21 protein-coding genes and 1 riboswitch are annotated in these 20,291 nt (G+C 64.0%); of the genes, 14 read left to right on the forward strand and 7 right to left on the reverse strand.

What is annotated here, in order from left to right; all coding sequences use genetic code 11:
• Positions 1 to 66 precede the first annotated feature (66 nt).
• The 5 genes from PV760_RS20310 to PV760_RS20330 all read left to right on the forward strand — a co-directional run bounded on the left by PV760_RS20310 (position 67) and on the right by PV760_RS20330 (position 3,402).
• Entirely contained in the window at positions 67 to 555 is a 489-nt protein-coding gene (locus PV760_RS20310) for a DUF805 domain-containing protein (protein ID WP_354628558.1), read from the forward strand.
• Positions 556 to 692: 137 nt separating this feature from the next.
• Positions 693 to 1,892, forward strand: coding sequence for an L-2-hydroxyglutarate dehydrogenase (gene lhgD / locus PV760_RS20315; RefSeq protein ID WP_354628559.1), 1,200 nt, complete (start codon positions 693 to 695; stop codon positions 1,890 to 1,892).
• Positions 1,893 to 1,996: 104 nt separating this feature from the next.
• Entirely contained in the window at positions 1,997 to 2,212 is a 216-nt protein-coding gene (locus tag PV760_RS20320; protein WP_354628560.1) for a hypothetical protein, read from the forward strand.
• Positions 2,213 to 2,338: 126 nt separating this feature from the next.
• Complete coding sequence (locus PV760_RS20325) at positions 2,339 to 2,641, forward strand: DUF4193 domain-containing protein (protein ID WP_018780148.1); 303 nt, start codon at positions 2,339 to 2,341, stop codon at positions 2,639 to 2,641.
• 215 nt (positions 2,642 to 2,856) lie between these two features.
• Positions 2,857 to 3,402 (forward strand): AMIN-like domain-containing (lipo)protein, encoded by a 546-nt coding sequence (locus tag PV760_RS20330; RefSeq protein WP_055975249.1) that lies wholly within the window; start codon positions 2,857 to 2,859, stop codon positions 3,400 to 3,402.
• A gap of 105 nt (positions 3,403 to 3,507) precedes the next feature.
• Here PV760_RS20330 and PV760_RS20335 read toward each other — a convergent pair whose 3' ends face one another.
• The 4 genes from PV760_RS20335 to map all read right to left on the reverse strand — a co-directional run bounded on the left by PV760_RS20335 (position 3,508) and on the right by map (position 8,089).
• On the reverse strand, positions 3,508 to 5,058 hold the full coding sequence (locus PV760_RS20335) for an APC family permease (RefSeq protein ID WP_354628561.1): 1,551 nt from the start codon (positions 5,056 to 5,058) through the stop codon (positions 3,508 to 3,510).
• Between the two features lie 12 nt (positions 5,059 to 5,070).
• Positions 5,071 to 6,096, reverse strand: a complete 1,026-nt coding sequence (locus PV760_RS20340) for an agmatine deiminase family protein (RefSeq protein ID WP_079582820.1) — start codon at positions 6,094 to 6,096, stop codon at positions 5,071 to 5,073.
• The gene (locus tag PV760_RS20345; protein WP_354628562.1) at positions 6,093 to 7,121 is read right to left on the reverse strand and encodes a nitrilase-related carbon-nitrogen hydrolase; all 1,029 of its coding nucleotides are present in this window, start codon (positions 7,119 to 7,121) and stop codon (positions 6,093 to 6,095) included. The genes PV760_RS20340 and PV760_RS20345 overlap by 4 nt, the downstream gene beginning before the upstream one ends.
• A 188-nt stretch (positions 7,122 to 7,309) precedes the next feature.
• Entirely contained in the window at positions 7,310 to 8,089 is a 780-nt protein-coding gene (gene map, locus PV760_RS20350; RefSeq protein ID WP_039239930.1) for a type I methionyl aminopeptidase, read from the reverse strand.
• Between the two features lie 69 nt (positions 8,090 to 8,158).
• Between map and PV760_RS20355 the strand changes: the two genes are divergently transcribed.
• A complete protein-coding gene (locus PV760_RS20355) occupies positions 8,159 to 8,461 on the forward strand; it encodes a helix-turn-helix domain-containing protein (RefSeq protein ID WP_018780142.1) in 303 nt (100 codons plus the stop codon).
• On the opposite strand, the gene PV760_RS20360 is transcribed toward PV760_RS20355, so the two are convergent.
• Complete coding sequence (locus tag PV760_RS20360) at positions 8,458 to 9,060, reverse strand: helix-turn-helix domain-containing protein (RefSeq protein WP_018780141.1); 603 nt, start codon at positions 9,058 to 9,060, stop codon at positions 8,458 to 8,460. The two genes, PV760_RS20355 and PV760_RS20360, sit on opposite strands and share 4 nt — an antisense overlap.
• Before the next feature lie 102 nt (positions 9,061 to 9,162).
• Between PV760_RS20360 and PV760_RS20365 the strand changes: the two genes are divergently transcribed.
• Together PV760_RS20365 and PV760_RS20370 are read left to right on the forward strand one after the other, a co-directional pair.
• Positions 9,163 to 10,167, forward strand: coding sequence for an NAD(P)/FAD-dependent oxidoreductase (locus PV760_RS20365; RefSeq protein ID WP_079582825.1), 1,005 nt, complete (start codon positions 9,163 to 9,165; stop codon positions 10,165 to 10,167).
• A 111-nt stretch (positions 10,168 to 10,278) separates the two neighbouring features.
• The gene (locus PV760_RS20370) at positions 10,279 to 10,494 is read left to right on the forward strand and encodes a hypothetical protein (protein ID WP_354628564.1); all 216 of its coding nucleotides are present in this window, start codon (positions 10,279 to 10,281) and stop codon (positions 10,492 to 10,494) included.
• Positions 10,495 to 10,580: 86 nt separating this feature from the next.
• On the opposite strand, the gene PV760_RS20375 is transcribed toward PV760_RS20370, so the two are convergent.
• Positions 10,581 to 11,813 carry an amidohydrolase gene (locus tag PV760_RS20375; RefSeq protein WP_064723671.1) on the reverse strand — a complete coding sequence of 411 codons (1,233 nt, stop codon included), beginning with the start codon at positions 11,811 to 11,813 and terminating at the stop codon, positions 10,581 to 10,583.
• A gap of 102 nt (positions 11,814 to 11,915) precedes the next feature.
• Here PV760_RS20375 and PV760_RS20380 point away from each other — a divergent pair, with 102 nt between their 5' ends.
• Positions 11,916 to 12,575, forward strand: a complete 660-nt coding sequence (locus PV760_RS20380; RefSeq protein WP_354628565.1) for a cyclodeaminase/cyclohydrolase family protein — start codon at positions 11,916 to 11,918, stop codon at positions 12,573 to 12,575.
• A 6-nt stretch (positions 12,576 to 12,581) separates the two neighbouring features.
• Here the strand turns inward: PV760_RS20380 and PV760_RS20385 are convergent, their stop codons facing one another.
• Positions 12,582 to 14,132, reverse strand: coding sequence for an MFS transporter (locus PV760_RS20385; protein WP_039239935.1), 1,551 nt, complete (start codon positions 14,130 to 14,132; stop codon positions 12,582 to 12,584).
• Positions 14,133 to 14,205: 73 nt separating this feature from the next.
• Between PV760_RS20385 and PV760_RS20390 the strand changes: the two genes are divergently transcribed.
• From PV760_RS20390 to PV760_RS20410, 5 genes are all read left to right on the forward strand, one after another.
• Positions 14,206 to 14,745, forward strand: coding sequence for a TetR/AcrR family transcriptional regulator (locus PV760_RS20390; protein ID WP_039239936.1), 540 nt, complete (start codon positions 14,206 to 14,208; stop codon positions 14,743 to 14,745).
• Between the two features lie 93 nt (positions 14,746 to 14,838).
• A riboswitch (glycine riboswitch) is annotated at positions 14,839 to 14,936 on the forward strand.
• Positions 14,937 to 15,114: 178 nt separating this feature from the next.
• Positions 15,115 to 17,961, forward strand: a complete 2,847-nt coding sequence (gcvP, locus tag PV760_RS20395; RefSeq protein ID WP_354628566.1) for an aminomethyl-transferring glycine dehydrogenase — start codon at positions 15,115 to 15,117, stop codon at positions 17,959 to 17,961.
• A 9-nt stretch (positions 17,962 to 17,970) separates the two neighbouring features.
• Complete coding sequence (gene gcvT, locus PV760_RS20400; protein ID WP_018780133.1) at positions 17,971 to 19,104, forward strand: glycine cleavage system aminomethyltransferase GcvT; 1,134 nt, start codon at positions 17,971 to 17,973, stop codon at positions 19,102 to 19,104.
• A 99-nt stretch (positions 19,105 to 19,203) separates the two neighbouring features.
• Positions 19,204 to 19,590, forward strand: coding sequence for a glycine cleavage system protein GcvH (gcvH, locus tag PV760_RS20405; RefSeq protein WP_018780132.1), 387 nt, complete (start codon positions 19,204 to 19,206; stop codon positions 19,588 to 19,590).
• Between the two features lie 193 nt (positions 19,591 to 19,783).
• On the forward strand, positions 19,784 to 20,291 hold a 508-nt coding region (locus tag PV760_RS20410; protein ID WP_354628567.1), incomplete at its 3' end, for a serine dehydratase beta chain.

Genomic DNA, 20,291 nt, shown 5'->3' on the forward strand with positions numbered 1-20,291 from the left:
ATTACGATTGGGTCGACTCGTCTCTGAGTACGCATTCATCACAACGAAACCCCGGGGGATATACCAATGAGCTACCCGCAACAACCGCAACAGACCCAGCCCTACGCAGCGCAAGCCGGCGAGCCGCCGCTGTGGGCACCCTACTATGGCGCTCCGATCGGTGCAGCCGTCAAGCGTTTCTTCAAGAAGTACGCCGCGTTCTCGGGCCGTGCCAGCCGCAGTGAATACTGGTGGGTTGCCCTCGTACTGGGCGTCGTGGGCTTCATCCTGCAGATCCTTACCGGCCTTCTCGGCGCAGCAGGCTCAACCACTACAAGCACCGGAAACGTTCCCGGCCCTGGCGGTATCGTCGGCCTTATCCTGATCTTCGTCTTCTACCTGGCAGTCCTGATGCCGTCCATCGCGCTGCTGGTTCGTCGCCTGCACGACGGCAACTTCAGTGGCTGGCTGGCCCTGCTGGGACTTATCCCGTTTGTGGGCGGCCTTGCCCTTCTGGTCTTCTCGCTCCTGCCGTCCAACCCGGCCGGCCAGCGTTTCGACCAGCCGACCGCGTAGTAACCCACGCACCACGTAGAAAGGGGCGGCACCTAGTGTGCCGCCCCTTTTTCGTGCCCGCACTGCGTGCCCGCGCGACCACTCCGTGAAATGCTGTCCTTGACGCGGACCGACCCCGATGACGAGGAGTGCCAGCCATGAAACGGATCAAGCGCTGCGCCGTGGTTGGCGGCGGGATCATCGGCGTCGCGGTTGCGCGGGAACTTTCCAACAAGCTCGACGGCGTCCAGGTCACCGTTTATGAGAAGGAAGGGCGCCTCGCTGCCCACCAAACAGGCCACAACTCAGGGGTGGTCCACGCAGGGCTGTACTACGAACCCGGCGGGTTGAAGGCACGGCTGTGCCGCAGGGGAGTGGAGCTGCTGCAGGAATTCTGCGCCGCGAAGGCCCTTCCCTACGAAGCATGCGGGAAGCTGGTCATTGCCCAGACGCCGGAAGAGCAAAAACGCCTGGACAACATCTTTGCCCGCGCCACAGCCAACGGGGTGCCCGGAGCACGGATGCTGGGCGGTGACCGGATAAGCGAGGTGGAGCCGAACGCCGTCGGGCTTTCCGCTTTGCACTCGCCGGAAACGGCGATCGTCGACTATTCGGCCATCACCGAAGCGCTCGCCGACGACGTCAGGGCCTCGGGAGGGACCATCCGGCTTGGGCAGGAAGTCACGTCGGTCGAACAGCAAGCGAGTGGCGCGGTTGTCCATACGAAGGACGACAGTGAACACTTTGACCTGGTGGTCGCGTGCGCCGGCCTGCAATCGGACCGTTTGGCGAAGGCGGCGGGCGAGGCCGCGAACCCGAGGATCGTGCCGTTCTTCGGGCAGTACTTTCTCCTGGACCGCGCGGCCCGCGAGCAGGTGAAGGGCCTTATCTATCCCGTCCCGGACCCCCGGCATCCCTTCCTGGGCGTGCATCTGACCAAACGCATCGACGGCGAAATGATACTCGGACCGAATGCGTTCATTTCCTTTGGCCGGGAATCCTACGGCTGGAAGGATGTCAGGGTCCGCGATGTCCTGGATTATGCGCTGTTCCCGGGCTTTTGGAATTTTGCGCGGCAGAATGTGCCCTCGGCTGTCCGTGAATTCCAGACCGTGGTGAGCCGCAAGAAATTCATCCGCGAAGCTGTCCGCTTTGTTCCGTCCCTGGAGGGCGCCACTGTTCTCCCTGGCACCCGCGGCGTCCGCGCCCAGGCCATGAACGGCGACGGATCGCTGGTGGACGACTTTGTCATCGGACGACGCCGGGACACCGTTTTGGTGCGGAACGCGCCGTCGCCCGGGGCTACTTCGTCCATGGCGATCGCCGAGTACATCATTGAGCAGGCGCTGGCGGACTAGCAGGCGAGGGCTGTTTGGCCGGGGAGGGTCGGGAGCGGCGTGAGTTAACAAGCCCGTGACGATCCGGAAACGGCGCCCACATGCGGGGTGGATAGCTTTGCTCCATGATCACCTCACTGGCCGCACTTGCTACCCGAATCGGCCATTCCCTGGGCCGCTGGATCGAGGCCGCGTACGTCCTGGATTGCGCCGGTCCCGAGTCTGAAGGACCGCACGGGTCGGCTTCGGATTGGACATGGCTTCCAGCCCTGAGCGGGGTGACAGTGGCAGGAGCCCAGGCCATCCAATCGCACGCAGGACGCCCGCCGACGGCCACGTAGGAACCGCGCTATAAGCTGCACAATGTTGCGTTGAGCACACTTTTCGTTGATGCCGGGTAGTATGCCCTAAACTGCTTCACTGAGGTGCCGGAATAGGCACTATGCAGCAACGAAAGCGAACCCTCAATGGCTACTGATTACGACGCCCCGCGCAAGACAGAAGAAGAGTCTCCCGCTGAATCACTTGAGGCTCTCCAGGCGTCCCGCGGGGGCGGTGCCCAGACCGCTGTCATCGACGTGGAAGATGTCGATACCGCCGAAGGAATCGATCTTCCGGGCGCCGATCTTTCGGGCGAGGAACTGACCGTCGTTGTGGTTCCGGAGCAGTCGGACGAATTCACGTGCGGGTCTTGTTTCCTGGTCCGTCACCGTTCGCAGATTGCCTTGGAAAAGAACGGCCTTAAGTTCTGCAAGGACTGCGAAGGCTGATAACGCGCTGATCACGTTATCTTCGGTCACGAAAACGTGGTTGAAGCCGACTGAAACGGCCCGGAATTGATGCCGGAAGCGGCTTCGGATGACCCGCCCGTAACCTGACGGGGGTCCTCTTAACGGTTGTGCTCCGAAGCGGCCACAACCCGCTAAAACCCGTGGATGCACTCCTACAGTTGAAGTATCAACTTCGCCTGAAGGGGGCACAAAAAATGAGGAAAATTGGAGCGGGTTTGGCGGCTGTTGTGGCAGCGGCCGGGCTCGGTCTGGCAGCACCGGGGCCAGCCTCGGCGGCTTCCTATTGCGGCATCACCTGGGGTTCCCTGGCCAAGGCCGACCCCGATATGAGCGCCGCGCAGGTCACCAATGTCCGCACGGGCCAACAGCTCTGCTACGACCGACTGGTGATCGACATGACCGGGAAAGTGGCCGGTTATTCAGTGCAGTACGTTCCGGTGATCACCCAGGATGCAACGGGCTTCCCCATCCCGGTGCTCGGTGACGCCGACCTGCAAGTGGTGGTGACGGCGCCGTCGTACAACCAGTACAGCCAGCCCACCTACGTTCCGGCAGCCAAGGCCGAGCTCTCCAACGTATCGGGCTACCAGACGTTCCGTCAGGTGGTCTACGCCGGGAGTTTCGAAGGAACTACCAGCATCGGCTTGGGTGTCCGTGCCAGGCTTCCGTTCCGGGTCTTCACCCTGGACGGACCCGACGGCGGCTCGCGGCTGGTCGTGGATGTCGCCCATCACTGGTGACCGGGATCGCCGAAGCAGTGCCAGAACGCGCGAAAGCGGCCAGTTCGCCGGATAGCTCCGGCGAACTGGCCGCTTTCCGGCGTTCTCGCTGTTCGGCGCGCCCGGCTACTCAGGGACCACCAGGGCGGGAGTGTCTTTCCGGATGGTCTCGCCACGGAAGAACCCTGGCCGCATGCGGGACTGGATCAGCATGACGACGGCACCCAAGGCCAGGATCCCGATGCCGAGGATGAACACGAGCCCCACCCCGAAGATCTCCGAGCCGCTGCCGAACTCCGGATCCCAGCTGTCCATCGCGGTCTGCAGGAACACAACGAACAGGCCAACGCCACCCAATACCGGGCAAAGCAGCCGCAGGAGGAAGTTGCGGGCACTGCTGAAGACGCTGTTGCGGAAGTACCAAGCACAGGCAATTGCCGTCAGTCCGTAGTAGAAGCAGATCATCAGGCCCAAGGCGAGGATGGTGTCGTTGAGGACGTTCTCGCTGATCACGTGCATCACGGCGTAGAAGCCCGCGGACAGTACGCCTGCCGCAATGGTGGCGAAGCCCGGCGTCGAAAACTTCTTGCTCATGTGGCTGAAGCGTTCCGGCAGCGCTCCGTAGTGCGCCATGGCAAGCAGGCTCCGTGACGGCGAAGTGAACGTGGACTGCAACGAAGCCGCCGAGCTGGACAGCACCGCCAACGACATGAGGATCGCGAACGGCCCCATGACCGGAGAAGCGAGTGCCGTGAACACGTTGGCGTGGTTCTCGGGGTTGTTCAGCCCGATTCCGGTGTCGCCGACGCCGGCGAACATCATGGTGGCGATGTTCACCAGCAGGTAGATCCCCAGGACGATGACTGCCGTGAGGGTTCCGGCGGCGCCCGCGGTCTTCTTGCCGTTGGCGGTTTCCTCGTTCACGGTGAGGCAGACGTCCCAACCCCAGTACACGAAGATGGACAGCGAAATGCCCGCGGCGATCTGGCCGAAGGTCTCGACTTTCGTGACGTCGAACCAATCCCAGCTGAAGGGAACGGCGGTCTCGGACGTGGACCAGTTGGCGAAGGCCATGGCCACGAACAAGCCCAGAACCAGCAGCTGGAAACCCACCAGCCCGTACTGGACGATCTTGGTGGTGTGCAGGCCGCGGTAACTGATCCACACGGCCAGTGCCACGAAGACAAAACAGGTGGCCACATTCAGCAGCTTGTTCGAGGCGAGGTCGGCCAGCTCAGGGGAACCTGTGGCCTGGGCGAGGAAAAGGTAGAAGAAGTCCACCGCTACACCGGCCAGGTTGGACAGGACAATGATGTTGGCTGCGAGCAGGCCCCAACCGCCCATCCAACCCACCCAGGGTCCGAATGCCTTGGTGACCCAGGTGAAAGTGGTGCCGCTGTCCGGGGAGTCTGCGTTGAGCTCCCTGTAGGCCAGCGATACCAGGATCATCGGAATGAACCCGATCAGGAAGATGACGGGCAACTGCAGCCCGACTTCGTTGACTGTTGGACCGAGCGCACCGGTGAGCGTGTACGCCGGGGCGATGGTTGAAATGCCAAGAACGACGACGGCGAGGAGCCCCAACTGCCCCGTCTTCAGTCCCTTGCCGCTGATGTTGTGCGACTCTGCAGCGGCTCCGGTGCTTTTGGAAGCACCGGCGCGGATTGTCTGGCTCATGGAGGGCCCTTTCTAGATGGCCGAAGGCTGTTGCTGCGTAATGCAGTGGATGCCGCCGCCCCGGGCGAAGAGTTCGCGCGCGTCAACACTGACAACGCGGCGTCCGGGGTAGGCATCGGCGAGGATGCGGAGCGCTTTCTCGTCCATGGGGTCGTTGAAGCTGCACGCAATGACCCCACCGTTGACTACCAAGTGGTTGATGTAGCTGTAGTCCACGTAGCCCTCGTCGTCAGTGAGGGTTTCGGGTGCCGGAACTTCGATGATGTTCCAGTCCCGTCCGGCTGCGTCATGGGTGGTGCGCAGGAAGTCGATGATCTCCCGGGACACCGCATGATCGGGGTGCTCAGGGTTCTGCTGGGAATGGACAAGGAGTGTGCCCGGGGAGGGGATGGCGGCCACGATGTCCACATGGCCGCGCGTGCCGAACTTCTCCGAATCGCGTGTGAGGCCGCGCGGCAGCCACACCACGTGGGTAGCGCCGATGGTGCGGGCGAGCTCTTCCTCGATGTCGGACTTGGTCAGGCCGGGGTTGCGGCCCTCGTCAAGCTGTACGGTCTCGGTGACAAGGACGGTGCCTTCGCCGTCAACCTGGATGCCGCCGCCTTCGTTCACGATCCCCGAGGGGAGGTGTGTGGCGTTGGCGCGGCCGGTGATGTTGGCGGCGATCTGCGAATCCTTGTCCCACGCCGCCCAGTCCTGGGCGCCCCAGCCGTTGAAGATCCAGTCCACGGCGCCGAGTTGCTTGTTCGCATCCAACACGAACGACGGTCCGATGTCCCGCATCCAGGCATCGTTCAGTTCCGCGGTGAGTACCTCGACGCGGGGGTCCAGGTAGCGCGCGGCTGTTTCGACGTCGTCGGGCGCTACCACCATGGTGACCGGCTCGAACTCAAGGACGGCATTCGCGACGGCGGCCCAGGTGGAGCGCGCTGCATGCGCCTCTTCCTCGGTGTCGCCCAAGGTGTAACCGCCGGTGGGGAAGGCCATCCAGACGCGGTCCTGCGGGGCCGTCTCCGACGGCATGCGCCAGACGCTCACGCGGAGACCGCCTGGTAGGCAGTGGCGACAGCGCTTGCTCCCAGTGGCGCGTTGGGGTCCACCGGTTCGGTGAGGCGACCATAGGTTTCTGGGCGGCGCGTGGCCAGGAACGGGAAGAGCGTGAGCCAGTCCTTGCGCTGGTCGAGGTCGAGGTCGGCCACCAGGACGGCGGATTCGTCCCGCGGTGCCTGGACCAGGATGCGGCCGTAGGGATCGGAGATGAAGGAGGAGCCGTAGAAGTTCAGGGTGCCTTCGTGGCCGTAGCGGTTCGGCGCGATCATGAACAGGCCGTTGGCGATGCCGTTGCCCACAATGACCTGCTGCCAGAGCGGCTGTGTGTCGAAGTCTGGGTGGTCCGGTTCGGAGCCGATTGCGGTGGGGTAGACCAGGATCTCAGCTCCGCCCAGGGAGTACATCCGGGCGAGTTCGGGGAACCATTCGTCCCAGCAGGTGGGCATGCCCAGGCGTGCACCGCCGAGTTCAGCCGGTGCGTACACTGCGTAGGCATCCTCGGCTTCCGGGCCCTTGCGGAAGAACTTGTCTTCGTAGTAGCCGGCGGTGACGGGGATGTGCAGCTTGTGGGTGCGGGCTACGAGTTCCCCGGCGGGGGAGACCAGGATCGCGGTGTTCAGGCCGAGGCCGTCGTCAGTGCCATCTGGGTTCTCAGCCCGCTGGTACAAGGATGCGTGGACCGAGACGCCGAACTTCCTGGCAGCTTCGGCAGCGAAGGTGAAGGTGGGGCCGGTGAGGAGGTCCTCGGTGATGTCCGATGGGCGGATGCCTGCCGCGGGGTTGTTCTCCGGCCGGGTGTCGGCGGGGTAGCGGGAGAGCGTCAGTTCAGGCAGGAAAACAACAGTGGCTCCCAGCTTGGCGGCGCGCTCGATGCCTTCGGTAAGTTCTGCGCGGAGGGCGGATTCGTCGGCATGCCAGCGGTGCTGGACAACGCCGACGCGCAGCGGCGTCCGCGTGGAGGGTTCGGTGCGGGCCAGGGAAGTCGGGGCTTCGAGGCGGGTTATTTCAATCATGGTGGCATGTACTCCGATGAGACGACAGTCACTAAATGAATAGCGTTCATTTAGTATGGCGCGAGTCACGCTGGAGCGCAAGGGGAAAACGAATGCCAATCATTTATGACAGCCCGGACCCCTACTCGGCACCCCTGCGGACGCCCTGCCGAGCGCCCCTTCCGCCCCGTCGCGGCCCGGGAGCAGGCCTAGCCGGCCACGGTGGGCAAGGTGAGAATCTCGGCTCCGTCCGGGGTGATGGCGATCGTGTGCTCGCTGTGGGCCGTCCGGCAGCCGGTGACGCTGCGGAGGGTCCAGCCGTCGGGATCAGTCACGAGCTGGGCGGTATCCGCCATGACCCACGGTTCCAAAGCGAGCAGCAAGCCAGGGCGCAGCTTGTAGCCGCGGCCAGGGCGTCCCATGTTGGGCACATGCGGTTCCTGGTGCATGGTTGAGCCGATTCCGTGGCCGCCAAACTCCGTGTTAACGGGATATCCTGCCTCGCCGAGGACGGAGCCAATGGCGTAGGACAGATCGCCGATCCGCGCGCCGGGCCGCGCCGCTGCTATGCCGGCACGCAGGGCGCGTTCGGTTGCCTCGATCATGGCCACGCTTTCGGCGGGCTTCGCGTCGCCGACGATGAAGCTGATGGCAGAGTCTGCTGCGATTCCTTTCAGGGAGACGGCCAGGTCAAGGGTCAGCAGGTCGCCGTCGGCAAGCGCGTAGTCCCGCGGCAGTCCATGGAGGACGGCGTCGTTGACGCCTGTGCAGATGTAGTGGCCGAAGGGGCCGCGCCCAAACGATGGCGCGTAGTCCACGTAGCAGGACACCGCGCCGGCCTCGAGGATCATGGCCTTGGCCCACGCGTCGATCTCCAGGAGGTTGGTGCCAACAGTGCACCGGCTCTTGAGCGTGTGCAGGATGTTGGCCACCAGGGTCCCTGCGGCCCGGGCACGGGTCAGTTCGCTGGTGCTGAGGATCTCGATCATAGGGGACCTTTCCGGAGTTGATGCCAATAACTATCCCGGCCATATTATCCCGGTATTACAATTGGAGCCATGGTCAGGTTGCCGCTCACACCCGCAGAGGCCGAGCGCGGACAGCGTCTCGGTGCCCTGCTCCGCCGTGCGCGGGGCGCACGCTCCATGCTGGAGATTGCCCTCGATGCCCGTGTTTCTCCCGAAACGCTGCGCAAAATCGAGTCGGGAAGGGTTGCCACTCCCGCCTTTCCCACGGTGGCGGCCATTGCCGATGTTCTTGGACTTTCGCTCGATGAGGTGTGGTCCGAGATCAACCAGCCCGACGCCGGAGCGGACCCCGCCGTGTCGCGCCGCAATGCCCGGGAGTTCCTGGCTTCCTAGATTTCCGCCTGCTGGTCCTGCCGCTTGGGCCGTGCCCGGACGTGCAGGCGCTCGCCTTGCTGGCCGAACAGGGTGAGCAGTTCCACCGGTTCAGAGGTAGCGCTGGCGAACCAGTGTGGGGTGCGGGTGTCGAATTCCGCCACTTCCCCGGGTTTGAGGATGAAGTCGTTCCCGCCCAGGACCAGCCGCAGTTTCCCATTGAGGATGTACATCCAGTCGTAGCCTTCGTGGGATTGCGGGTCTGGAATTTCCTTGCCCGTTCCGGCTTTCAGCACCATCTTGAAGGCCTGGATTCCGCCGGGGCGGCGAGTGAGGGGCAGCGCGGTGCCCCAATGATGGACGTGTGGCTTGAGATGGATGCGGGGGTCGCCCGTTTCCGGGGCGTCGATCAACTCCTCAAGAGGTACTTGGTGAAGCCGTGCAATCGGCAGCAACAGTTCCAGGGTGGGTTTGCGCTGGCCCGACTCCAAGCGGGACAGTGTGCTCACCGAGATCCCCGTGCCTTCCGATGCCTCTGCCAGCGTCAGGTTCCGTTGGGTCCGCATCGCGCGCAGGCGCGGACCGACGGCGTCGAGCATTGCGCTGAAATCCTTTGCCATGTCCCCAGTTTGCCATAGTGGCAATTTTTCTTGCCGCTTCTGTCGACATCGACCAAGGATGGTAGGAGCGGCGGAAGGCCGCAACGAGTCGACGGAGGCACAGTGAGCAGAGATACGAAGACGGAAACCGCGGACGAGTACCAGGTTGTGGTGATCGGAGGTGGCGCAGCTGGGTTAAGTGCCGCCGTGACGCTTGGCAGGGCCCTCCGGTCCGTCCTGGTGATCGACGCCGGCGAGCCGCGGAACGCGCCGGCTGCCGGGGTCCATGGTTTCCTGTCCAGGGACGGCATTGATCCCAGGGAATTGTTGGATATGGGGCGGGAAGAAGCACGCGGCTACGGGGTGGACTTCATCGCGGGCGTCGCCGTCGCAGCGCGCTCGACGGCGGGGGCCGAGAAAGGCGCGGAGCTCTCCTTTGATGTTGAACTGGCCGATGGGCGGACGGTGAAGGCCCGCCGGATCCTTGTGACCACGGGGCTGACCGATGTTCTGCCCGACATCGACGGCATCCGGGAGCGGTGGGGTCGTGATGTCCTGCATTGCCCCTACTGCCACGGCTGGGAGGTCCGGAACAAAGCGATCGGCATACTGGGCTCTGTTCCCATGGCGTTGCACCAGACGATGCTCTTCAGGCAGTGGAGCCCGAACATCACGCTGTTCCTTAATGACGTGGTGGAGCCGACGGACGCAGAGTGGGAGCAGTTGGCTGCACGCTCGATCAGCGTGGTGGAAGGCAAGGTGGAGTCACTCGCCATCCAGGATGATGCGTTGAGGGGTGTCGTCCTGGCCTCGGGAACAGTCATCCCGGTGGAGGCCGTAGTGACCGCAACCAGGCTGGAGGCAAGGTCCGCAGTGCTGGAGTCGCTTGGCGTCCCGGTGGTGGAACACCCCATGGGAGTAGGACACCACGTGGAAGTGAATCCCATGGGCGGGGCCACCGCGGTTCCCGGCGTCTGGGCTGCGGGCAATGTCGCGGACCTGATGGGACAGGTCATGGCGTCGGCCGCTTCGGGCGTCATGGCCGGGGCCGCCATCAACGCCCACCTGGTGGCGGAGGAAACCAGGTTGGCGGTGGACGTTGCGCGGCTGTCCAGCCTCGCCCGGTGACCACCACAAGCTGAAACGGAACTCCTGCAAAAAAGTGGTCGACTGCAAAAAAGTGGTCGACGTGCGGCCGGAGTGCGAGGACTATTAAAGAACGCCACTAAGGGAGGTTGTATGTGCTACGCGTACTATGACGACTTCGAGCGGCGCACGAAGAAGGACTCCGCGCGCAAGCCCGAGACCACAACTGAAGAGGCCAGGAAGGAACCGGTTGCCCCGGCGGAGACCCTCCAGGCATCGGAAGGGACACTCTGGACTTTCCTGGCACGCCGTCGCAGGGAACCTGTGGTTTACGAACCGAAGGTTGACCGCATCCACGAGAAGGTCTAGGCCCCGCCTGGACTGGAACGAGTAGAAGATCGCGAAAAAGGCGCCGGTCTGCCGGCGCCTTTCCCGTGTGCCCGTCCACGCGCAGGCTAGTTGTTTCCGCCTGTTGAACCGAGGTACTCCAGAGCGGCTGTGACCAATGCTTCCGTTCCCTTGGCCAGCGTGGGCTGGATCAGGGGCGCGAAGTAGGGCGAGTGGTTCGAGGGAATATCTTCGGGGAGGCGCCCCGTCGTCGCCCATTCGCGGAACAGGGCAGGGTCGGCGCCGCCGAGGAACCAAAACACCAACGGCGCGTCGGCACCCTTAGCCAAGGCTCCTACGTCTTCGCTGCCGGATACGGGCCCGGGATCAATGACCTGTGCCTCGCCGAACCTGGCCTTGAAGGCCGCTGTAATCCTGCCTGCTGCCGACTCGTCGTTAACTGTCAGCGGGAAGTGCTCTTCGAAATGGATCTCCGGGTCCTTGGGAGCGCCGGATGCCGCTGATTCCCCTTGCACTATGCGCTCAATCGAACCGAGGATTTTGTCCCTGGTGGAATCGCTGAAAGTGCGGACACTGAGGCCGAGGGTTGCCGTCTCGGGGATGATGTTGTTCTTGGTGCCGGAGTGGATCTGTCCTACGGTGACCACGGCGGAGTCGCTGGCGGCGAGTTCACGCGACACGATGCCCTGCAGGCGGATGGTGGCAGCGGCGGCCATCACCACCGGATCAATGGTGGTTTCAGGGCGCGATCCGTGCCCGCCGCGGCCGTGCAAGGTGATGTTGAGGGAGTCTGCGGAGGCCATGGTGACGCCGGCCCGGATGCCGAACCATCCGGCGGGGAAGGGGGCCACATGCTGTCCGAGCACTACATCGGGCTTCGGCACGACGTCATAGAGGCCGTCGCCAACCATCGCCTGCGCACCGCCACCCCATTCCTCGGCGGGCTGGAACACGACGATCAGTGTGCCTTGCCACCGGTCACGTTGTCCGGCCAACGCTTCTGCTGCTCCCACGAGGCAGCTGACATGGACATCGTGTCCGCACGCATGCATGACCGGAACATCGTTTCCGTCAGGATCGACACCCATGGCAGTACTTGCGTAGTCCAGTCCCGTTGACTCCTTGACCGGGAGGGCGTCCATGTCGGCCCGGAGCATGACGACCGGCCCGGCTCCGTTCTCAAGGGTGCCCACCACGCCCGTCTTGCCGATGTTGCGGTGGACGGTGAAGCCAAGATTCTCCAGGTGCCCGGCTGCGATCCCGGCGGTCCTGGTCTCTTGGAAGGACAGCTCCGGGTTGGCGTGCAGGTCTTTGTAAAGCTCTTCGAGGTCAATGGTCATGGGTTTACCCTTCGTTCGACGCCTTCGGTCTGGCCAGTGTATCCATCCGCGTTGTGCGAACCCTGTGTGTGCGAACCTGGCTGTCACGGCACACTTGATGGCATGACGAATTCCGAACCCGCCACCACGCAGCACTCCACGGTTGAGGACTGGACCGCAGCCCTGGCAGAGTCGAGCGGCTCGCCCGGGGGCGGCGCCGGTACCGGGGTGATGCTATCCATTGCGGCTGCCTTGACGTCAATGGTGGCCGGGTACACGGAAGCCGAGGGGCAGCAGCGTGACGAGCTTTCCGCTATCCATGCCAGGGCCCATGAGCTCAGGGAAGCGGCTCTCCAGCTCGCGGACGAGGACGCATCTGCCTCCAACGCCTTCGGGGCTGCTTTCCGCCTCGACCCCGGACCGGAACGCGAAGAAGCCATCCACCAAGCCTCCGTGGACGCAGCCAAGGCCTCCGCCGTCCTGGGTGAACGGGCCATCGACGCCATTGAAGACCTCGGCTGGCTCGCTTCCCACGGGAACCCGGCCCTCGTCGCCGACGTCGTGGTGGGTTTCGGTGCGCTGCGGGCCGCCATAGCGGGGGCGAGGACCAACGTGAGCTTCGACCTCGCTTCCCTGACCTCCGCGGGGACTTCCCTCGAGGAGGTCAGGGAGCAGCAGCCTGGGCTGTGGACAACGGTCGGCCGGCTCAGCGACGCCCTGGAGCGAATCGACCAACTGACTGCCGGCGTCGACAAGAAGGCGGCACCCACGGAAGCCGTGTAGCTTCCCTTACTGCGCTTTGGGAACCTTGCGCAGTACGACGGCGGCCATCACTGCTGCTCCTGCCATCAGTACCAGCCCAATCGCCGCGGTGATGTGGACGCCGGAGTCGAAGGCTATCCGGGCGGCGGTGGTCAGTGCCTCCGACAACTGGGCGGGGAGCCCGGATGCCGCGTCAACCGCACCTGCCAGAGTCTCCCCGGACTTCCTCGCCGCCTCTGTGGGCACACCGTCGGGAATGACGAGGTTGTGCTGGTAGGACGCGGTGAGGATTGAACCGAGCACGGCTGTTCCCAGGAGGGAACCGAGTTCGTAACCGGTCTCGGAGATGGCCGAGGCCGCCCCTGATTTGTCTGCCGGCACGGACGCCAGGATGAGGTCGTTGGAGATGGTCTCCGCTGCACCCACGCCGACGGCCAGGACCGTCAGGGCTGACAGGAGGAACACCGGTCCGCTGCCGTGGTCACCCACGACGGCCACCAGGTAGCCTATGGCGCTCAGTGTCAGTCCGCCGGCCACCACGAAGCCGGGCCGTACTTTCTTGACCAGCGGTACTACGAGCAGGCCGGCGATGACGGTGGCCAGGAGGGCCGGGATCATGGCGATGCCGGCTTCCATGGGGGACTGCCCTTCGACCAGCTGCAGGTGCTGGGCAAAGAAGTAGATGAACCCCGTCATGGAGAACAAGGACAAAACATTCGCCACGATGGCCGTGCTGAATACCTTGTTCTTGAACAGGGAAACATCCAGCATGGGGCTTTCGATCCTTTGCTGGCGGCGGACGAACAGAATGCCCATCACCAGGCCAAAGCCCATGAAGGCAGCAGCTGAGGCACCGAAGCCGTGGACCGCGAATTCCTTGATGCCGTAAACGAAGGGCGCCATGGTGACCACGGACAGGACAATGCTGGACACATCCACCCGGCCGGGGTTGGCGTCCTTGGACTCGGGAATGAGTACCCGGCCAAAGGCAAGGAGTGGCAGAAGCAGGAATGCTGCTACCAGGAAGACGGCGCCCCACCAGAAGTGCTCCACCAGCCAGCCGCCGAAGATGGGACCAAGGGCTGCGCCGCCGGAGAATCCGGCAGCCCATACAGCGATCGCGAGCCGACGGCGGTTGGGGTCGGTAAAGATGTTCCTTATCAAGGACAACGTGGATGGCATCAGCATGGCGCCGAAGACGCCGAGTGCAGCGCGTCCGGCAATAAGCCACTCCGCGGACGGAGCGAATGCCGTAGCAGCCGAAACCGCCGCGAAGCCTGTGCTGCCGATCAGAAGCAACCGGCGTCGTCCGATCCGGTCACCAAGGTTGCCCATGGAGACCAGGAGCGCAGCGAGCACCAGCGGGTAGGCGTCAACGATCCACAGGAGCTGTATGCCGCCCACGTCCAGGGAGCGGGCGATTTCCGGCAGGGCAAAAGTGAGCGCGGTGTTATCGACGGCCACCAGCAGCACCGGGAACATCAGCAGTGCCAAGGCCGTCCAGTCGCGCCACGGTGCAGCCGGGCCCGTCAAGGGGGCGGCGGAACGGGGTGCTTGGGTTGAGGACGGCGAGAACATGCCTCTTACTGTACCGTCCAGACGGTATAGTTACAAATTCAACCCCCGCAATTCTTTAGGGAATGATGTACACATGCCACGAAAACCAGTTGCCCGGGACGCCGTCCTGGATGCCTACGAATCCCTCCTGATCGAGGTAGGGGAGCGGGCCGCTACCCTGGATGCCGTCGCCAAGAGGGCCGGTGTCTCCAAGGGCGGGCTGCTGTATCACTTCCCCAACAAGGAAGCCCTGATCAGCGCCTTGCTGGAACGCCTGGACGAGTTGGCGCAGGAGGACATTGAGCAGATGAAGGCCGCGCCGGACGGTTCCGCTGCCTACTTCATCCGGTCCTCCCTCTGGGCCGACACCCCCATGGACAGGGCCTTCGTTGCCGCCACCAGGCTCGCTGAAGTAGCCCATGAGGAAACGCGGCGGCGCTTCGCAGGAATCCAGCAGCAGTGGCTTGATGTCCTGGCCGAAGACGTAGGACCGGAGATCGCCAAGGCCGTCAGCTACATGGGCGACGGCCTTTATTTCAACGCGATGTTCGAGGGCGGGCAGGGGGCCGGCAACGCCGGCCGGGAGGCCGACGTCGAAATCCTGCTGGGGGTCCTGGACCGCCTGCGGAAGTGACTGCTCATCCATTTGCCGCAGGGCCTTGCACGTAGGACAATTAAGCCTTGTGGCGTGCCCAGCGTGGCGCCCACAGACAACTGAACATGCCTTTGATCTGCGGCGGGAGAGTCCTGCAGGCACGTGATGCAGGCGCCGTAGGAGCAAACCCTCCCCAGGAATCTCTCAGGCCCACGCACCGCCGCGGCGAGGCAACTCTGGAAAGCAGCAGGCACTCCACGCCATTGACGTGGGATGCTGTGCTCACCGACGGTGCAAGCGATTCGTTGTGCGGACAACACGCGGAAACTCTCAGGTCCAATACAGAGCGGGGAGGAACCCGAGCCGCTGTGGCGTACCCAAACGCCGCCCAAGTATTGGAGTTCCTTCGTGACGGTTAGTTCTGCCTCCACCACCTTCGTCGATCGGCATATCGGCGCCCGCCGACAGGCCGACATTGAGACCATGCTCAAGTCCGTTGGCTACGACTCTGTCGACTCGCTGGTCGACACTGCCGTTCCGAACGACATCCGCCAGGACGTCGCCCTCACCTTGCAGAACGCGCTGAGCGAAGTCGAGGTCCTGGCCGAGCTGCGCAAGCTCGCCTCCAAGAACAAGACCGCGGTCCAGATGATCGGCCAGGGCTACTACGACACCATCACGCCGCCGGTCATCCGCCGCAACATCCTTGAGTCCCCGGCCTGGTACACCGCTTACACCCCGTACCAGCCTGAAATTTCGCAGGGCCGCCTTGAAGCACTCCTGAATTTCCAGACCATGGTCCAGGACCTCGTTGGCCTGCCTATCGCCAACGCCTCGCTGCTTGACGAAGCAACCGCCGTGGCCGAGGCCGTCCTCATGATGCGCCGCGCCAACAAGAACAAGGCCGTGCAGGACGGCAAGACTGTGCTCGACGCAGACTGCCTCCCGCAGACCATCGCCATCGTCAAGGGCCGTGCTGAAGCCCTCGGCTTCGAGGTTGAGGTTGCCGATCTTTCAGCCGGCCTTCCGGAAGGTGCCATCAACGGCGTCGTCCTCCAGCAGCCCGGTGTTTCCGGCCGCGTCTTCGACCACTCCGCCGTCATTGCCGAGGCCAAGGAACGCGGCGCACTGGTCACCGTTGCCGCCGACCTCCTTTCCCTGACGCTCATCACCCCTCCGGGTGAGCAGGGCGCTGACATCGCCGTGGGTTCCGCCCAGCGCCTGGGTGTCCCGCTGTTCTTCGGCGGCCCGCACGCGGCCTACATGGCCGTCCAGAAGGGTCTCGAGCGTTCCATGCCGGGCCGTCTGGTGGGCGTTTCCAAGGACGACGCCGGTGTCCCCGCCTACCGTCTGGCCCTGCAGACCCGCGAACAGCACATCCGCCGCGAGAAGGCCACGTCCAACATCTGCACCGCGCAGGCGCTGCTGGCCATCGTCGCTTCGATGTACGCCGTCTACCACGGCCCCGAAGGCCTGAAAGCGATCGCCGAGACCGCCCACAGCCACGCCCGCACGCTCGCAGCGTCCCTGAAGGCTGCCGGCGTCGAGGTCCTCCACGGTTCGTTCTTCGACACCATCACCATCCGCGTCACGGGCAAGGCAGCAGAGATCGTCGCCGCCGCCGAGGCCAAGGGCATCAACCTGCGCGGCATCGATGCCGACACTGTTGGCATCTCCGTTGATGAGACGACTACGTCCGACATCGTCGGCAGCCTGCTCGATGTCTTTGGCGCTTCGGTCACCGATGCCGCCGAGGACTTTGCGCTGGAGGCTTCCGTTGAGCGCACCAGCGCATTCATGCAGCACCCGGTGTTCAACACCCACCGCTCCGAAACCCAGCTTCTGCGCTACATCCGCAAGCTCTCCGATCGGGACCTCGCGCTGGACCGCACCATGATCCCGCTCGGTTCCTGCACCATGAAGCTCAACGCCACTGCCGAGATGGAAGCCATTTCCTGGCCGGAGTTCGCCTCGATCCACCCGTTCGCTCCGGATTCCCAGACCGAGGGCTGGCGTGAACTCATCAGCGACCTCGAAGCCCAGCTGACCGAAATCACCGGCTACGACCAGGTCTCCATCCAGCCGAACGCCGGCTCCCAGGGCGAGCTCGCAGGCCTGCTGGCCATCCGCGGCTACCACCTGTCCAACGGCGACGACCAGCGCAACGTCTGCCTCATCCCGGCGTCCGCGCACGGCACGAACGCTGCCTCGGCAGTGCTGGCCGGCATGAAGGTCGTGGTGGTGGCCACTGCTCCTGATGGCACCATCGACCACGTTGACCTGAAGGCCAAGATCGAAGCCCACCGCGACGCCCTTTCGGCCATCATGATCACCTACCCGTCCACGCACGGCGTGTATGACGCCGACGTCCGCGAAGTCTGCGATGCCATCCACGAGGCCGGCGGCCAGGTCTACATCGACGGCGCCAATCTCAACGCACTGGTCGGTCTGGCCCAGCCGGGCAAGTTCGGCGGCGATGTCTCGCACCTGAACCTGCACAAGACCTTCTGCATCCCGCACGGCGGCGGCGGACCGGGCGTTGGCCCGGTCGCAGCCAAGGCACACCTGGCGCCGTTCATGCCCGGTGACGCGGCATCCTGGACCGAAGGCAACGATGTCCCGATTTCGGCCTCCCGCTTCGGTTCGGCCGGTGTCCTCCCGATCTCCTGGGCGTACGTGAAGCTCATGGGCGGCCAGGGCCTCACCGAAGCCACCAAGTCCGCGCTGCTGGCTGCGAACTACATCGCATCGCGCCTCAACGAGCACTTCCCGGTGCTCTACACAGGTGAAGGCGGACTCGTGGCCCACGAGTGCATCCTGGACCTGCGTGAACTGACCGCGAAGACCGGCGTCACGGCCGAGGATGTGGCCAAGCGCCTCATCGACTTCGGCTTCCACGCCCCCACCCTGGCCTTCCCGGTTGCGGGCACACTGATGGTGGAGCCCACCGAGTCCGAGGACCTCGTGGAGATCGACCGCTTCATCGAAGCCATGATCACCATCCGCAAGGAAATCGACCAGGTGGCCCACGGCGACTTCTCCGTGCAGGATTCCCCGCTTCGCCGGGCGCCCCACACGGCTGCCGCCGTCGTAACTTCTGATTGGGACCGCGCGTACCCGCGCGAGCAGGCCGCTTTCCCGGTCCACCACCTCAAGCAGGACAAGTACTTCCCGCCCGTTGGCCGCATCGACGGCGCAGCCGGAGACCGCAACCTGGTCTGCTCCTGCCCACCGATCGAAGACTTCGAAAACTAAGGACTCGTCATGACTGAGAACTACACAGCCCTTTACGAAGAGCACAAGAAGCTCGGCGCGTCCTTCACCGACTTCGGTGGCTGGCAGATGCCGCTCAAGTACTCCTCCGAGTTGGCCGAGCACCACGCAGTCCGCAAGTCCGCAGGCCTGTTCGACCTCTCCCACATGGGCGAAGTCTGGGTCACCGGCCCCGAAGCCGCAGCCTTCCTGGACTACGCCCTGGTGGGCAAGATCTCGGCCATGGCGGACGGCAAGGCCAAGTACTCGCTGATCTGCCAGGAAGACGGCGGCATCATCGACGACCTCATTACCTATCGCCGTGGTGCCGACAAGTTCCTGGTGGTGCCGAACGCCGGCAACGCCAAGGTTGTGGCTGACGCTTTGCTTGAACGCGCCGCCGGTTTCGACGTGGTGGTTGAAGATGCCTCTGCCCGGACCTCGCTGATCGCAGTGCAGGGTCCGCTCGCCGAAGCCATCCTGCTGCGCCTGGTTCCGGCCGACCAGCACGCGCTGGTCACCGGGCTCAAGTACTACGCCGCAGTTGAGGTGACCTTCCTGGTGGCAGGCAGCGGCCAGGACCTTCTCCTTGCACGCACCGGCTACACGGGCGAGGACGGTTTCGAGATCTTCGTACCCAACGAATCCGCTGCCGCGCTGTGGCAGGCAATTGCCGCCGTCGCCGAAGAAGGAGAACTGGTTCCGGCCGGCCTTGCCTCCCGCGATTCCCTGCGCCTGGAAGCCGGCATGCCGCTCTACGGCAACGAGCTCTCCCGTGAAGGCAACCCCTTCGCTGCAGGGCTCGGAGCCGTGGTGGCGCTGTCCAAGGAAGGTGACTTCGTTGGCAAGGACGCACTGGCTGCGTTGAAGGCCGACGGTGCCGGTTCCACCACGGGACGCAAGCTCGTGGGCCTCAAGGGCCTGGGGCGTCGCGCCGGACGCGGCCACTACCCGGTCCTCAAGGACGGCGCGGTAGTCGGCGAAGTGACCTCCGGCCAGCCCAGTCCGACCCTCGGGTACCCGGTAGCGTTGGCATATGTCGACGTCGAACACACCGAGCTTGGAACCGCGCTGGACATTGACCTGCGTGGCAAGAGCGAGCCGTTCGAAGTCGTCGCACTGCCTTTCTACAAGCGCCAAAAGTAGCGAGTTTTTGTACAGCTAATGACCCCATAGCCCAGCTATAAAGGCATTAGCTGTACAAAATCTCCACGTTTTTCATTTCGACCACGTAAAGGAAACAGAATGCCCAAAGTAGCGCCCGAACTTCAGTACTCCGACGAGCACGAGTGGGTCTCCCGCGGCGAGGGGAACTCGGTGTCCGTCGGGATCTCCGAGGTTGCCACCGACGCACTGGGTGACATTGTGTACGTTGACCTGCCCGAGGTCGGTTCGACTGTGACCGCAGGCGCGACCTGTGGCGAAGTTGAATCCACCAAGTCCGTCTCCGACCTGTACTCGCCCGTCACCGGCGAGGTCACGGAAATCAACGACGCCGTTGTTTCGGACCCGGCCCTGATCAACAACGACCCCTACGGCGCCGGCTGGCTCTTCAAGGTCGCTGCTGAGTCCGACGGCCCGCTGCTCTCGGCAGAGGAATACGCCTCCAAGAACGGCGGCGACCTCTCCTAAGGTCCGCGCTCCGGCACGGAACGAGCGTGCAGGGCGTAGCGTTTGTAGTAACTGAATAATTTGCGACGCCGGGTTGCCGCCTTTGGGGGCCATCCGGCGTCGTGCTTCGGTCGTCTTCCGCCACAAGCGGGGGAGGCCATCCGGCAGGACCATCTGCCGGACCGTTTCAAGCTGTATAAAAGGGATCCCGGCTATGGCTGTTGGTGTTTTCGATCTGTTCTCTGTGGGCATTGGTCCGTCGAGTTCCCACACGGTGGGGCCGATGCGGGCCGCCGCTGTGTTCGCTGGTGAGTTGAAGGACGCTGGTGTCCTGGACTCGGTGGCGTCGTTGCGGGTTGATTTGTATGGTTCGTTGGCGGCAACGGGCCGTGGTCACGGAACCATGACGGCGACGTTGCTGGGCTTGGAGGGCTACCACCCTGAGTTGATCCTTCCCGAGGAAGTGGAGGAGCGGCTCGCGACGATCGCTGAGAGCGGTGTGCTGAACCTTGCGGGGGCATCCGGCGGGGGTGTGGAGTTGCCGTATGCGGTGGAGGATATGGTGTTGCATCCGTTGACGGTGTTGCCGCGGCATACGAACGGGATGAAGTTCGCCGTGGCTGATGCTGAGGGAAACACTGTGCATGAGGCGACGTTCTTTTCGGTTGGTGGTGGGTTCATTGTCCGTGAGGGTGAGGAGGACGCTGCGCGGCAGGAGTTGG

Source organism: Paenarthrobacter sp. CC6, assembly GCF_040560085.1.
Taxonomy (GTDB): domain Bacteria; phylum Actinomycetota; class Actinomycetes; order Actinomycetales; family Micrococcaceae; genus Arthrobacter; species Arthrobacter nicotinovorans.